This is a genomic window from Actinoplanes sp. NPDC051343 (genome assembly GCF_044455125.1).
Classification (GTDB): Bacteria; Actinomycetota; Actinomycetes; order Mycobacteriales; family Micromonosporaceae; genus Actinoplanes.
On the sequence record NZ_JBITEL010000006.1, the window covers coordinates 188,169 to 202,483 of the forward strand.

11 protein-coding genes are annotated in these 14,315 nt (G+C 73.7%); all 11 read right to left on the minus strand.

The features are described from left to right. Positions 1-529 precede the first annotated feature (529 nt). The 11 genes from ACIA5C_RS21060 to ACIA5C_RS21110 all read right to left on the minus strand — a co-directional run bounded on the left by ACIA5C_RS21060 (position 530) and on the right by ACIA5C_RS21110 (position 14,313). Positions 530-1,345 carry an ABC transporter permease gene (locus ACIA5C_RS21060; RefSeq protein WP_396056982.1) on the minus strand — a complete coding sequence of 272 codons (816 nt, stop codon included), beginning with the start codon at positions 1,343-1,345 and terminating at the stop codon, positions 530-532. Continuing rightward, the gene (locus ACIA5C_RS21065) at positions 1,342-2,265 is read right to left on the minus strand and encodes an ABC transporter ATP-binding protein (protein WP_396056984.1); all 924 of its coding nucleotides are present in this window, start codon (positions 2,263-2,265) and stop codon (positions 1,342-1,344) included. Before ACIA5C_RS21065 ends, ACIA5C_RS21060 begins: the two co-directional genes overlap by 4 nt. Further along, entirely contained in the window at positions 2,262-2,456 is a 195-nt protein-coding gene (locus ACIA5C_RS21070) for a hypothetical protein (RefSeq protein WP_396056986.1), read from the minus strand. Before ACIA5C_RS21070 ends, ACIA5C_RS21065 begins: the two co-directional genes overlap by 4 nt. A gap of 24 nt (positions 2,457-2,480) precedes the next feature. Next, positions 2,481-3,128: a TetR family transcriptional regulator gene (locus ACIA5C_RS21075; RefSeq protein ID WP_396056988.1), complete on the minus strand. Its 648-nt coding sequence runs from the start codon at positions 3,126-3,128 to the stop codon at positions 2,481-2,483. A gap of 240 nt (positions 3,129-3,368) precedes the next feature. After that, a complete protein-coding gene (locus tag ACIA5C_RS21080; protein ID WP_396056990.1) occupies positions 3,369-3,935 on the minus strand; it encodes a suppressor of fused domain protein in 567 nt (188 codons plus the stop codon). Positions 3,936-4,429: 494 nt separating this feature from the next. After that, a complete protein-coding gene (locus tag ACIA5C_RS21085; protein WP_396056992.1) occupies positions 4,430-7,141 on the minus strand; it encodes an FtsX-like permease family protein in 2,712 nt (903 codons plus the stop codon). Beyond that, the gene (locus ACIA5C_RS21090) at positions 7,138-10,296 is read right to left on the minus strand and encodes an FtsX-like permease family protein (RefSeq protein WP_396056994.1); all 3,159 of its coding nucleotides are present in this window, start codon (positions 10,294-10,296) and stop codon (positions 7,138-7,140) included. The genes ACIA5C_RS21085 and ACIA5C_RS21090 overlap by 4 nt, the downstream gene beginning before the upstream one ends. After that, positions 10,293-10,970, minus strand: a complete 678-nt coding sequence (locus ACIA5C_RS21095; RefSeq protein ID WP_396056996.1) for an ABC transporter ATP-binding protein — start codon at positions 10,968-10,970, stop codon at positions 10,293-10,295. The genes ACIA5C_RS21090 and ACIA5C_RS21095 overlap by 4 nt, the downstream gene beginning before the upstream one ends. Continuing rightward, positions 10,967-11,884: an ABC transporter ATP-binding protein gene (locus ACIA5C_RS21100; protein ID WP_396056998.1), complete on the minus strand. Its 918-nt coding sequence runs from the start codon at positions 11,882-11,884 to the stop codon at positions 10,967-10,969. Before ACIA5C_RS21100 ends, ACIA5C_RS21095 begins: the two co-directional genes overlap by 4 nt. Positions 11,885-12,010: 126 nt before the next feature. Next, positions 12,011-13,267, minus strand: a complete 1,257-nt coding sequence (locus tag ACIA5C_RS21105; protein WP_396057000.1) for a hypothetical protein — start codon at positions 13,265-13,267, stop codon at positions 12,011-12,013. Further along, positions 13,264-14,313, minus strand: a complete 1,050-nt coding sequence (locus ACIA5C_RS21110) for an NAD-dependent epimerase/dehydratase family protein (RefSeq protein ID WP_396057002.1) — start codon at positions 14,311-14,313, stop codon at positions 13,264-13,266. The genes ACIA5C_RS21105 and ACIA5C_RS21110 overlap by 4 nt, the downstream gene beginning before the upstream one ends. Positions 14,314-14,315: the final 2 nt, after the last annotated feature.

Below are 14,315 nucleotides of genomic sequence, written 5' to 3' on the forward strand. Positions count from 1 at the left end.
TCCCCACTACTCCCCCCCCCCCCCCCCCCACCCCCCCCCCCCCCCCCCCCCCCCCCCCCGGGGGGGGGGGCGGGGGGGCCGCCCCCCCCCCCCCCCCCCCGCTTCTCTGCCTGCCGACTCGCCCGACCGCGGCCGCTAATCCGGATCGGTGGTTTCGTGAACCTTGCCGACCGGGCTCGAATCTGGTGACGTCCTTCATGTGGTGGGGAATCGCGGCGAAATAGCGGCGCAGGTCTTCTCGGGTGCGGAGCGGATGGTCACCCAGTGGGGCGAAGGGATGCCTCACATCGGTTTGTCCGGCGTAGAGCAGCGCCAGGCAGATGGCCTCGGCATCCGCTTCCATTGTGGACACGCCTACGGCCAGGCGGCTTACGCCGGCGGCCACGGCTAGGACGATCTCGGCGGGTGTGTTGGTCACCAGCGACCTCCGGGCTCGCGCCGGTCAGCGGCGAAGTGGCCGTGGTGACCGTGAGGGCGACTGCGCCGACCGGCGAGGTGCCGACGATCCCGGTCGGTGACGGCCATCCGCCTACGCTATGCCCCGGTCCGGGACGCGCTGCGGGCGGACGCCGCGTCTCTGGGCGGGCCGGTGCGGCTCCCAGCGGAACGTGGTGATCGCGAGCGCGAGTCCGGCGACCGCCCAGGCGGCGAGGACCAGGACGTCACGGGTGGGGAGCCAGGGTTGGCCGGCGGTGTGGCCGAGGGCGGTGGTCAAGGCGTGGATGAGCGGCTGTGCGGGGAGGTATTCGGCGATGGTGGTCAGCCATGACGGTTCGCTGATGCTGCCGAAGACGCCGGAGATGACGATGACGGGGAAGTAGACGGCCATGCAGGTGGGGGCGGCCGCTTCGATGGTGGGGATCACGGCGGTGAGCGCGGTGGCGGTGGCCGCCCAGGCGCATGCGCCGAGGATGAAGACGACGAGTGCGGCAAGGGCGCCGCTGACGGTCACCCGGGTGTGGAAGAGCAGGGCGGCGGCGGCGACGGTCGCGGCACCCGCGATCGCGGCCACGACCACGGTAGCGAGAATGCGGCCCAGGAAATAGCACCAGCGCGGCAACGGTGTGGCCCGCCATCGTTTGAGGACGCCGGATTCGCGGGCGGCGACGAGGCGTACGCCATAGGTGTTCCAGGCAGTCAGGGTGAGGCCGAAGGTGGCGTAGCCCGCGGCCGCGGCGGTGTCGGCGGCGGTGTCGGTGTGGCGGCCCTGCGAGGCGATCAGCAGGAGGACGGGGAGTCCGACGCCGATGATGATCGCCCGGCCGCCGGCCAGGAGCCGGGCCTGATAAACGATCTGTGCGGCGAGCAGCCGCCCGATGCCCGGCATCCGGGTCTCTTCGGTCATGACGGGCTCACTTTCGGTCCGGCCGGCTCGCCGATCGCGGCGAGGTAGGCGTCCTCCAGGCTCGGTTGTCCGATCTGGACTCCGGCGAGGTCGAGGTGATGGCGGTCGGCCCAGTTCAGGAGGTCCCGCAGGGGAACCGCCGGATCCGTCGCGGGAACGATCAGGGTCTGGGTGTCCGGGTCGAGGTACGGCGCGAGGCTCGGCGGGAGGCCGTCGCGGGACGAGTCCCCGGGCGGCCGGTAGCGGATGACGGCGGGGCCGCCCTGCGATCGGAGCCCCGCCGGCGTCGTGTCGGCCAGCACCCGTCCGCCGGCGAGGAGGATGAGCCGGTCGGCGAGGTGGTCGGCCTCGTCGATGTAGTGGGTGGTGAGGATGACCGTGGTGCCGGCGGTGGTCAGGTTCCCCACGGCCGACCAGGCTCGTCGCCGCGCTTCGGGGTCGAGTCCGGTCGTGGGCTCGTCCAGGAAGAGCACTTCGGGCCGGCCGATGATGCCGATGGCGACATCGACCCGCCGGCGTTGACCGCCGGAGAGAAGCCCGACTCTGGTCCCGGCGTCGTCGGCGAGGTCGACCAGGTCGAGCGCCTCGTCGATCGGGCGTGGGTGGGGGTAGAGGCCCGCGAAGATCGCCAGGGTGTCACGCACGGTCAGCTCGGCGTCCAGGCTGGTGGACTGGAGCACGAGCCCGATCCGCGCCCGCCACCGCCGGTCGCCTCGCCGTGGGTCGACGCCGAGCACCCGGGCGGTGCCCGTGGTGGGAGTGAGGAACCCCTCGAGCATCTCCAGAGTGGTGGTCTTGCCGGCCCCGTTGGGCCCGAGCAGGGCGACGACCTGTCCCGCGGGCACCTCGAAGCTGACGCCGTCGACGGCGGCGAAGTCCGTGAAGCGTTTCGTGAGCGCCTCGACGACGACGGCGTTCACGACTGTCGTCCATTGCCGTGCGGGGTCTGCCGTCGGGCGCTGATAAGTCCGGCCGCGCCCCAGAGGAGGAGCACGGCGCCGATGACGGCCACGATCAGCCAGCCGTGGTGGAGCAGCCCGACGACGAGCATGACCAGGCCGAGGACGATGCGCACCATCGGCCCGTGCCGGCCGCGGAAGAGGAACAGCATGACTGAGCTCGCTTTCTTCTCGATTCAGCGCAGGGTGATGCCGGTGAAGGCGGTGCCACTCGTCGCCAGGGCGACGGCGGTGCGGACGACCTCGATCAACCGGGTCGATCGGGTGCTCTGGCCGGACCAGTGCAGGACGGCCGCTCGTTCGGCGGCGATGACCACCCCGGCGAGCACCAGAGGTCGAAGGCTTCCGGGCTCCGCCCCGGTGCGGCGGGCGATGGCGTCGGCGAGCGCCCGCTCGCCGGCCGCCTGAGTCTTCAGGTATTCGCCCTGGAGCATCGGCTCGGTGGCGACGAGGGCTCGGAAGCCGCCCAGCCATTCTTTGGGCAGACCGTCCTGGCTACCCGGTCCGTAGAGGCCGGCCACGGCTTCGACGAGGGCGTCGGCCAGAAGCTCCCCACTCGGGCGGGCGTCGACGTTCGAGATCAGCTGAGCGCCGCGCAGCGTGGCCGGCCAGACGATCGCCGCCTCCTTGCTGGGGAAGTAGTTGTTGAACGTGCGGGTCGAGACGCCGATGGACTCGGCGATCTGCGGAACCCGCAGGTTGGCCAGGCCCTCGGTCCGGGCCAGCTCGAAGGCGGCCAGGGCGAGGTCGAGCCGGGTCTGCTCCTTTTGAAGGTCCCGGCGCCGCTGGGGCGCCGGGACCGGCGTGCTGGGGAGTTCGGGCATGCCTTCAGCATGGCGCCTAATTGCGTACCACGCAATAACTGCGCGACACGCAAAGCTGACGTGTTGCGCAGAAAGGTGAGGGAATGAATGATCACCGGCGTGCAGCCCGGACGCTGCCTCGACGTCTGGGGCACCGGCAACGGCAGATCTACGACTGCAGCAGGCAGACCACCAGCGATTCAGCCTGAACTGGCACCGACGGTCCGATCGCGGCGCGGCGGCCGTTGCCGCCGAGCCGCTTCAGCGTGTCCTCACCGGCGCGCGGGTGGGATCGGAAAGATCCGGGTCCTCGGCTTCGATCGCCCGCTCCAGTGCCTTCCACCCGTCCCGCCGGATCAGCTCCGCCTCGCCGGTGGTGATCGGGACCAGCCACGTCATGACCACGGGCACCGAGTCGTCGATGTGGGCGACCTCGAACGCCTCCGGCAGGTAGCGGGGGGTGATCGCGACCAGGGCGGTGGCGGTACTGCCGGGGAAGAGCGGCCCGCGCGGGCCGATCACGTGGGCGTGCGGCAGGGCGGCGCCGCGGCGGGTCATCTCGCCGGCCACCTGGAACAGGAGGCCGGCGGCCCGGTCCGGGTAGCCGTTGCTCGGGACGTGCATCAACAGTTCCTGGTGCAGGGCGTTGCCGCCAGGGAGGGCGAGGTGCCGTCGCGACAGCCCTACGGTGACGAGCGTGGTCACGCCGTGGAACGGCCGGTCGGGGAACCAGGCGATCTGTACCCCCTCCGGGGTGGTCTCATCGCCGCGGCTTCCGCCCGTCAAGGGCCCGAGAAAAGATTCCAGATGTTCGATCAGATCGGCCACGTGCTGATCATCGTCGTTTGGCTTCGGGGCGCCAAACGGCATTCAACCCAGGATCCTAGGATGCCAAAGGGGGCGACGGGTGCACCACACCCGCGGGGCTCGCACGGCTTCGCTGGAGAAGGCGGCCACCAGGGTGCTCGGCTCACGCCTTCGGCGACGACGACCTCTGATCATGAGCGGACTCCGAGAACGCCGGGTGCGGCGGCTAGGAACCGGCGGCCACGGCGCCGATCAGGGCCTCCAGGAAGTTGTGGCGCCAGTTGACGTAGTCGTGGGCGCCGGAATATTCGACGTAGGTTACCGGGCAGCCGCGGGCGGTCAGGGCGTCGCGTGGTCGTCGTCGACGCGGTCGAACAGCGGGGCGGACAGGCCGGTGCAGAAGCGTTCGACGGCGCCGGAGAGGTCGTCGAGCAGGGCGGAGAGGCGGGGGCTCCCTTTACCGGCAAGGACCAGCCTTCAGACTCACGCCCGATGTCTCAACAGCGGACGCCGGGTCAGCCGCCGCCGACGCGGAGGACGTCGCTCAGGCGGCGGCGTCGGCGGGTGGCGGCCTCCGCGGCGACCACGGCGAAGAGGGTGCCGATCAGCAGCAGGGCCACGATGCCGAGCAGCCACCACGGGATGAGCGGGGCCGGGTCGGTGGTCTGGCCGGTCAGGTTGCGCAGCGCGAGCGGACCGAAGGTCAACTTGACCAGCAGCAGGGCCAGCAGCGGGCCGCAGATCGCGGCGAGGAGGATCGGCGGGAGCAACTCGGCGGCCGCGACGCGGCGGGTGTCGCGGGTGCGCAGGCCGAGGGTGCGCAGGCGGGCCAGGGTTTCCCAGCGCTCGGGGGCGCTCGCCGCGGCGGCCAGGGCGAAGCCGAGCAGGCCGAGCGCCAGCAGCGTGCCGAAGACCGCCCAGTCGAGCGCGACCAGGCCGGCGTTCAACGGTGCCTTGCGCTGCTCCTGGAGCACCTCGGAGCGGATGGCGGCGTGGTAGCCGTGCGAGGCCATGTGGACCGCGGCGCCCGCGCCGGGACCGGTGACCCAGACCGTGTTGGGGATGAACGGCAGCCCGGCCGCGGCGTCCACGATGACCACGTCGGCGATGTTGTCCACCAACGGTGCCGTGCCGACCGCCTGCACCTGGATCGGAGCCGCGTTTTCCTGCTGCTCGACCTGCATTGTCATGCCGGGGCGCAGGCTGCCGTCGCTGGTGTGGACCAGGGCCGGGATGGGTTTCCCGCCCTTTTTCAACAACGACAGCTGGGATGCGTCGGGAAGCGGGGTGCTCGCGAGAAGGCGCTGGAAGGCGGCCGAGTCCACGACGATCAGGGTCGGGACGACCGCGTTGGAGTTGGCGATGACCCGCACGCCGTTGCTGACGTCGGCCGTCACGGCCTGGGTGACGCCGGGCGCGGCCGCGATGCGGGCCGCGATCTGGGCGGTCGAGCCGGGGTTCGTGGGGTCGGCCGGAAGGTCGAGGCGGGCCTCGGCGCCGACCGTCTGCCACGCGCCCTGCCGCATGCCGTTCGAGGTGGTGCGGTCGAGGGTGGCCGCGAACGCGGCCAGCGCGACCGTCGTGGTCAGCACCAGCACCGGCAGCACCCGGGTGGCGGTCGCGGCGGCCCGGGCGGTGCCGAAGACGGCCAGGGCGCGCCGCGACCGCAGCGACTGCCGCAGGGCGATCCCGGTGCCCGCCGGGAGGAGCCGCAGCAGGACCAGGGCGCCGGTGACGACGCCGAGAGTGGGTGCGCTGGCCGGGAGGGCGGTGTCGGACCCGGGCACGACGCCGCGCTGCCGGAGGGCGACGATCGCGCCGACGGTCAGGGCCACGACGGCCACATCCAGCGCCGCGCGGCGCAACTGCCGGGTGCGTTGCGCCCATCGCCGTGCGGCGCGGTTGGCGGGCGTACGCCGGTCGCGCGTGGCCTTCGCGGCCGCGAGTGTCCCGAAAGCCGGCCCGGCGATCAGTCCACAGAGGATGACCGGAGCAGACCAGGTCACGGACGCCCCGCCGGTCAGCACCAGGGCGAGGACCAGGCCGGCCGCGGCGGCCGGCAGGGTCACCGCGGCCGCCTCGATCAGCAGTTCGGTGGCGAGCGTCGGCAGGCCGGCGCCGCGCTGGCGGGCCGCGGTCAGCGCGGTCGCCCGCCGCCGCACGAGCAGCTCGGCCGCGAGCAGCAGCACCAGCGCGCCCCCGGTCAGCACCGCGATCAGCAGTACCGAGGCCTGGGCGGTCGCCGCGTTCACCTTCTCGCGGACGTTACGCAGCACGCTGTCGAGCTGGGTGGCCCACTTGATCGAGGTGTCGTGGGCCCCGGACGCGGCGGAGGTGGCCTTCAGGTTGGCGACGGTCGCCGCCAGCGTCTGGGCCGATATCCAGGTGAGCTTGCCCGGGTCGGCCGAGAACCAGACGGTGCGCTGCATCTGGTCGGCCAGCATGGCGAGCCGGCCGTCGGGCAGCGAGTCGGCCGACATCAGGCCGCCGAACCGGGTGGTGCCGAGGCCGTCGATGTCGGCGACCGGGCGCAGCAGCCAAGGTATGAGCTGCCAGGCCGGGTCGTTCGGGTCGACCGCCCGGTAAATGCCGCTCACCCGGTAGTTGTATTTGTTGTGCAGGTCGTCCTCGACCGGGACGTGGTCGCCCGGTTTGAGCTTCAGCGCGGCCGCCTCGGGTTCCGAGAGGCCGATCTGTACCTCCCATTTCGGCGCGGTGACCGGGACGTCGACGCTGCCCTCGGCCGTGGCCCGCGGCGCATGACCGGCGACCCAGGTGACGGCCGGACCGCCGTGGTCGTCATGCACATAGTCGATCTGGAAGTGCCGCTGGACGCTGCCGTCGGCGACCGACAGGGTGGTCGCGGTGACCGTGCTGATCGGCGGCTGGAGTTTGGCCCGCAGATCCGGGGCGAGCTGCATTTGGGCCCGCTGGCGGAGGCTGTCGATGTCGGCGGCCAGACCCGGGTTGCGGGTGCGCCCGTCTCCGCTGTCGTCGTACTCGAAGAGGGCCTGGGCCTGCACGGCGGAATCCGACACGGCCTTGCGGACGGCGTCCTGGGACGCCGCGTCGGAGGTCGAGGTGATGAGCGGTGGCACGGCGGCCGCGATCAGCGAGACGATCAGGACGACGCCGGCCGCCAGGAGCAACGGACCGCGGTCGGCGCGGGCCCGGCCGCGGATGCTGGGCCAGTGCAGGGCGGGCGGGTGAGGAGCAGGCAGGTTCATGACGCGACTCGCAGGTGGGCGGCGTCGGCCCGGCGGGCCTGGACGGTGACGACGGCCGCGACCGCCAGGGCGGAGCCGACCACGAGCAGGCCGAGCAGGGCGCCCTCGGCGGCCCACGGCCACTGGGCGAGGGCGCGGGGGACCGGTGCGGCGCCGGTGTCGGACCGGATGAGCAGCGGCGCGACGAGCCAGGTGGCAAGCGCGCCGATGACCGCGCCCGCGACCAGCAGCGGGAGCAGGACGGCGGCGTGCTCGCCGAGCAGCGCCGCCCGGATGTCGCGCCGGGACATGCCCAGGCCGCGCAGCCGGGCCACCTCGAGCGCCCGCAACTGCACGTCGCAGGCGACGTGCAGGACGACGCCGCCGAGCAGCAGCACGATGGCCGCGGCGACCAGCACCCGGAGCACGGCGGGCAGCGAGGCGCGGGCCGGGCTGCCGGTCAGCCGCGCGGTTTCGGCCACCCGGGTCGCGGTCCTGCCGATGTGCAGATCGGCGACCCGGGCCGTGGCTCCGGGCCGGGGATCGCCGGCCCACCAGCCGGTGACCGGCGAGTCGAACTCGCCATGGTTGACCAGCGAGCGGGAGAGGGCGTCGAGGTCGGCCATCGCCGCGGGCGCCCCGGGCGCGGACGGGATCGTCGGCACGATCTCGCTGACCACCGCCGCGACCGGCGTGGTGGAGAAGGTCAGGCTGAGCTCGGAGCCCAGGTGGGCGCTGACGTCGCGGGCGAAAGCGGTCGAGACGGCGACCGGCACCGGGCCCGGGTCCGGGAAGGTCGTGGCGACCAGCACGCGGGTCGAGTCGGCCGGCTCGGAGAAGTAGACCGAGGCGGTCATGCGGAGCCGGTTGCCGGTGGCCTTGACGGTCGTGTTGACGAGCTGGGCCGCCTCGGGGGAGGCCGCGCGAGCGGTCCATGCGATGGGCGGGTCGGCCCCGTCGGGCCAGGTGAGTGTGACGTCGAAGGCGGTGCCCGGCTGGCTCCACGCCTCGGTGGTCACCGGCATGGCGACGGCGACCAGGTGCAGCCCGGCGGTCGGGACGCAGCCGGGCACCGGGTGCGGATGGCCGTCCAGCACGACCGGTGGCCCGCTGCAGGCGGTGCGCAGACCGTTGGCGTCCTGCAACAGCAGGCGAGGAGTCACCGTGAGGCTTCCTTGGCGCGCCTTGCCGGTGATCGTCGGGGTCGCGCCCTTGGCCAGCGCCGGCCCGGTCACCGGGGTCCTGGGGGTGAGGGGCCGGGCCACATCGGCCCAGCTGGTGTCGACGCGGCCGCGCAACACGGCGGACGCCTGCCGGGTGTCGAAAGCCAGCAGCCAGGGCGACGCACCCTCGCCGCCGAGCCACTGGCCGACGGCGATGTTCTGCCCGGCGACCGGGCTGACCGTCCCGCCGGTGGCGGCCGTGACCGCGGCGCCCTGCCCGGCGGTCGGCGGCGCGTCCAGGGTGATGGCGAGGTCGGTGCCGACGGCAAGGTCGGCCTGGTCGTGCTGGGAGGTGTTCCAGGTGGCGGCGAAGGCGGTGCCGAAGGTCGCGGCGGCGCAGGCCAGTCCGATCAGCAGACCGGCCGCGTAGGCCTGGGGACGCCGGGCGGCCTGGAACGCGGCCAGCGGGAGGACGGTGCCCCGCGAGCGGCCGGCCAGCCGCTCGGCCTGGCGCAGCGCGGGCGGGAGCAGCCGCAGGGTCAGGGCCGTGCCGGCGGTGAGGAGCAGGGCCGGGGCCAGCACGCGTACGACGTCGGCGCGCGAGCCGGCCGCCGCGGGCTGCGACTGCAGCTGCCACCAGCCGACGCCGGCCAGGGCGAACAGCAGCACGTCGGCGCCGGACCGGGCGAGCAGTTCGCGGCGGGTGCGCCGGTCACCGGAGTCGGCCGCGGGCCGCACCGCGAGCCCGACGTGCAGCAGCGCGAGGGCCAGCACGCCGCCGGCGATCGCGAGCACCTGGGGCAGCGTGACCGCCGGCCGGGCCGCGAGCCCGGCGCCCTTCAGCGGCGGGAGATGGGTGAGCAGCGCGTGCAGCACCGACGAGGCCGGCACGGCCAGGACGGCCGCGAGTAGGGCCAGGACCGCGGCCTCGATCGCCGAGGCGAAGGCGTTCTGGGCGCGGCTGGTGCCCAGGGCGGTGAACAGGGCGCTCTCCTCGGCGCGTACGCCGGTGGTGAGACGTCCGGCCAGGGCGAGCGCGATCGCGGTGAGCAGCACGCCGATCAGCGTCAGCGCGAGCACCTCGCCCGCGGTCAGCTCCTGCTGGTCGCGGCTCGCCAGCAGGGTATGCGGGAGCGGCGAGGCGACCCGCTCGAGCTGGACGCGGTCGGTGAGCGTGCCCGCCAGCTTGCCGTCGGCCCCGAGCACCGCATCGGTCAGCCGGTCGAGGTCGCGGCTGGTCGGCGCGGACAGGTCGGGGTGGGCGGTGACCTCCAGCCGGGCCAGGTCGGACCTGCTGGCCAGCAGGTCGTCGAGGGTGACCAGGAACGGCCCGTACGCGTTGACGTCGGCCGCGTAGGCCACGTCCTCCGGGTCGGGGTCGAAGCCGGCGCCGCCCAGCACGTCGCGGTCCCAGCCCGCGTCGGGCAGCGGGTGCACGATGCCGACGATCGTCACGTCGAGCTGCGGCGCGTTGAAGCGGCCCAGTTCGGTGCCGAGGTGCTCGTGGCTGCCCACCTTCAGGCCGAGCAGCCGCGCGGTGCTGTCGAACAGCACCGCCTCCAGCGGGGCTCCCGGACGGGCGCCGTCGGCAGCCGACCGCGGCCAGCGCCCGGCGGTCAGGGTGGCCGAGTTTTGCAGGCCGTCGAACCCGGAGAGGTAGCCCTCGCTGAGCAGACCGTGTGCCTCGTCGCTCTGCGCCGGCAGCCGGCGCATCTCCGACGACGCGCGGGTCGACATCGTCGCGGCGAACGGCCGGACCGACGAGATGAGGACCGTACGCGTGTCGGCGGCGACCGACCGCGCGCCGGCCGCCCCGATCGTGCCCGTGTAGGCCGTGACCTCGACGTCGTCGGCGCCGGCGCGCGCGGCCGCGACCTCGACCGCCCGCTGGGAGGTGCGGGTCACCAGCAGCGTGCACGCCCCGAGCAGGGTGGCGCCGATGGTGAGGACCGCGAGCAGGGACAGCAGCAGCGGCCATTGCGCCCGGGCGCGCCGCAGGAGCAGCGCGATCACGGGGTGAGCTGTCCGTCGGCGATGTGGACGATCCGGTCGGCGAGCTCCATCATGACCGGATCGTGGGTGGAGACCAGCGCGGTCACGCCCTCCGACTCGACCACCCCGCGCAGCAGGGCCATGACGGCGAGACCGGTCTCGGCGTCGAGCTGGCCGGTGGGCTCGTCGGCCACCAGCAGCCGCGGCGAGGCGGCGAGCGCCCGGGCGATCGCGACCCGCTGCTGCTGACCGCCGGAGAGCTCACCCGGCCGCTGCCGGGCGTGATCGGACAGCCCGACCAGGTCCAGCAGAAGCTCGACGCGGCGCTCGCGTTCCTTCTGTTCGGTGCGGGCCAGACGCAGCGGGACACCCACGTTCTCGGCCGCGGACAGCACCGGGATGAGGCCGAACGTCTGGAAGACGTACGAGACCTTCTCGCGCCGCAGGAGGGAGAGACCGTCCTCGTCGAGCCCGGTGACCTCGACACCGTCGACGGTGACCGTGCCGCTGTCCGGCCGGTCGAGGCCGCCGATGACGTTGAGCAGGGTCGTCTTGCCGGAGCCGGAGCGTCCGACCAGCGCGACCATCGTGCCCGGCTCGACGGAGAACGTGATGTCGCGCAGCGCGTGCACGACAGCCGGGCCGTTGCCGAAGGTGCGGTGCACCCCCTGCACGGTCAGGAGCGGGGCCGTCATGCGTCGGGCCGGATCGTGACGTGGTCGGGTTCGAGCGCGAGCCGGACCCGGCGGGTGAGGGCCAGGGCCTCGCGGTAGTCGCGCGGGATCTGGACGCGGCCGGCGCGGTCCATCACCGCGTATTCCTCGGCGATGACATGCTCGCCCCCGTCTTCGCGTGTGTGGGTGCGGCGCAGCACCTCGCTGCTGGTGCGCCCGTCGCGGATCGCCACCGTGCGTTCCACCTGGCCGCTGACCCCCGGGTCGTGGGTGACGATGACGATGGTGACGCCGAGGTTGCGGTTGACCGTGCGCAGCATCTCGAACACCTCGGCCGAGGTGGCCGTGTCGAGCTCGCCGGTCGGCTCGTCGGCGAACAGCACGTGCGGCTCGTTGGCCAGCGCCACCGCGATCGCGACCCGCATCTGCTGACCGCCGGAGAGCTGGCCCGGCCTGCGGTCGGCGAGGTCGCCCATGCCGAGCGCGCCCAGCAACTCCATGCTGCGGGCCTTGCGGGTGCGCGCTGGGACCCGCGCCGCGGTCATCGGCAGGTCGACCATCTGGCGCGCGGTCAGGTAGGGAACGAGGTTGCTCGCGGTCTGCTGCCGCACGAAGCCGACGGTGTGCCGCCGGTAGCGCACCCGGTCGGTGCGCGACATCGACAGCAGGTCCCACTTCTCGACCCGGGCCCGGCCGGCGGTCGGCGCGTCGATGCCGGCCAGGATCGACAGCAGCGTCGACTTGCCCGACCCGGAGGCGCCGACGACGGCGACCATCTCGCCGCTCTCGACGATCAGGTCGAGGCCCTGAAGTGCCTGAACCTCGATCGGCCCGGTCTGGTAGATGCGGACCAGGCTCTCGCAGACGATCAGCGCGTCGGCCCCGAATTCGGGCGCCTTGGGAGGTGGTGTGGGCAGTGACAGTGGTGCGGACATTTCCCTCCCCGGGCCGTGAGGCGCCTCACCCTACAACAAGGCTGTAAGTAACAGCGGCCGTTCCGGCGCCAAGCGCAGCGGCCGCCGAGGGTTTCCGAAATCGTCGACGCACCGGCGGTCGGGTGCTCACCAGGTGGTGAGCAGCAGGTGGTTGACGAGCAGGGCGACCGCGGCCTGAGCGAGCAGCCACCAGCGCCGGTCGCGGGCGGGCAACGAGCCGGTGGCGGCGAGCAGCCAGACCGCGAACGGCAACCAGATGCGTTCGACCTCGGCCTTGCTGAACCCCGACAGGTCGGCGGCGACGATGGCCAGGACGGCGCCCACGGCCGCCGTCCGGACCGTACGCGGCAGGGCCGCGGCCGCCGCCGGCCCGGCGCTGACCACGAGGATCGCCAGGTCGGCCCAGACCCAGTAGAAGTACGGCCGGTGGGCCGCCAGACCCTGGTAGTAACGCTGCTGCACGAGGTGGTAGCCGGTCAGCCAGTCGAAACCGGCGGCGGTGAAGGCGGCCGCGACCGCCCCGGCGCCGAGCAGGCCGGCGATCAGTGCTTTTGCGCTGCGGCGCCGGAGGACGACGGCGAAGGCGGGTATCGCCATCAGGACGAGGCCGTAGGACAGGTAGCAGCCGACGCCGAGCAGGACGCCACCGGCCAGCGGCCGCAGCCACCCGTTGGCGGCGAGCAGCATGATGCCGGCCGAGGTGACGCCGGCGAAGAGGCCGTCGGCGGAGACTCCCGACCAGACCGCGCCCGGGAAGAGGACCAGGAACGGGACGCAGGCCCGGGCCGTGGCGTCGTCGCCCAGCCGGCGCACGGTCTGCGGCACGGTGACCGCCACCAGCGCCCCGGCCAGGATGCAGAGCAGGCCCGCCCAGCCGCCGCCGGGCAGGCCGAGCCGGTCGAGGGCGACGAAGACGAGCAGGGCGCCCGGCGGATGCCCGGCCACGTGCGTGGTCCAGGAGTCCGGCTGGAAGTCGAGGATGCGGGCGGTGAAGCCGCGCAACATCGCGGGTATGCCGGTGACACCGCGGACGTCGTGCAGGTATTCCGGGCGGGTGGTCAGGCGCCCGGCGATCCCGCGCTGCCAGCCGTCGATCAGGGCCAGCGAAAGGGTCCAGGCGACCGCGGTCGCGTACGCGGCGGCGTGCAGGGCCGCCCAGCGCAGCCGGGCCGACAGGGCCGGGCCGAAGTGCCAGGTCAGGCCGGCCACCAGCACGGCGAGCGGGGTGCCCGGGCCGACGTGCGGTAGCCAGTGCGCGTAGAGCGGGGCCGCGCTCGCCTGCACCGGATGACCGGCCAGGTAGAGCAGGCCGCCGACGAGCCCGGCGACCGCGAACGACCCCAGCCCGATCCCCGCCGCGACGAGGCCGGCCCTGCGGGTCATCCGCGCAGCGGGGCGTGCGCGAACTCGGCCAGCCCCTCGGCGAGGCCGATCCGGGCCCGGAAGCCGAGCTCGGCCTCGGCCCGGGCCGGCGACGCGACCACGTGCCGCACGTCGCCCAGGCGGAACTCGCCGGTGACGACCGGTTCCGGGCCGCCGGCCGCCAGGGCCAGCCCGGCCGCCATCTCGCCCACCGTCGCCGGCCGGCCGGAGGCGACGTTGAACGCGCGCCAGCCCGCAGGCGCCGCGGTCGCGTCGAGCGCGGCCAGGTTGGCCGCGGCCACGTCGCGTACGTGGACGAAGTCGCGCCGCTGGCCGCCGTCCTCGAACACCCGCGGCGCCGTTCCCGCCTCCAGCGCCGACCGGAAGATCGCGGCCACTCCGCTGTACGGGGTGTCCTTCGGCATCCGCGGGCCGTAGACGTTGTGGTAGCGCAGCGCGGCGACGCTTCCGCCGGTCTGGCGGGCCCAGGCGGCGCTCAGATGCTCCTGGGCGAGCTTGGTCGCGGCGTAGACGCTGCGCGGGTCCAGCGGCGCGTCCTCGCCGATCTCCAGCCAGGCCAGCGCGTGACCGCAGTGCGGGCAGCCGGGCTCGAACCGGCCCGCCGCCAGGTGGTCGATCCGGCGGGCGGCCGGGCGCACCGGGCCGTGTCGGTCGCAGGCGTACGCGCCCTCGCCGTAGACCACCATCGAACTGGCCAGCACCAGGCGCCCTACGCCCCGGCGGGCCATCGCCGCCAGCAGCACGGCCGTGCCGAGGTCGTTGCAGCCGACGTACTCGGGCAGGTCGTCCAGGTCGACGCCGAGACCGACCATCGCGGCCTGGTGGACGACCACGTCGACGCCGGCCAGGAGTGGTTCGAGCGCGGTCCCGTCGCGTACGTCGACAAGCCGCAGCGGAATCCCGGCGACGGAGTCCGGCAGGGGCGCCCGATGGGCGCCCGGGTGTCCGGAGTCGACGATTGTCACCTCGTCGCCGCGGGCCGCCAGGGCCTCGACGACGTGAGATCCGATGAAGCCGGCACCGCCGGTCACGAGTACGTGGGTCACCG

What these genes read in the sequence shown, in the direction of transcription:
- ACIA5C_RS21105 (WP_396057000.1), bottom strand. Translation starts at nt 13,267, where the DNA reads ATGACCCGCAGGGCCGGCCTCGTCGCGGCGGGGATCGGGCTGGGGTCG.
- ACIA5C_RS21095 (WP_396056996.1), bottom strand. Translation starts at nt 10,970, where the DNA reads ATGACGGCCCCGCTCCTGACCGTGCAGGGGGTGCACCGCACCTTCGGC.
- ACIA5C_RS21085 (WP_396056992.1), bottom strand. Translation starts at nt 7,141, where the DNA reads ATGAACCTGCCTGCTCCTCACCCGCCCGCCCTGCACTGGCCCAGCATC.
- ACIA5C_RS21100 (WP_396056998.1), bottom strand. Translation starts at nt 11,884, where the DNA reads ATGTCCGCACCACTGTCACTGCCCACACCACCTCCCAAGGCGCCCGAA.
- ACIA5C_RS21070 (WP_396056986.1), bottom strand. Translation starts at nt 2,456, where the DNA reads ATGCTGTTCCTCTTCCGCGGCCGGCACGGGCCGATGGTGCGCATCGTC.
- ACIA5C_RS21075 (WP_396056988.1), bottom strand. Translation starts at nt 3,128, where the DNA reads ATGCCCGAACTCCCCAGCACGCCGGTCCCGGCGCCCCAGCGGCGCCGG.
- ACIA5C_RS21060 (WP_396056982.1), bottom strand. Translation starts at nt 1,345, where the DNA reads ATGACCGAAGAGACCCGGATGCCGGGCATCGGGCGGCTGCTCGCCGCA.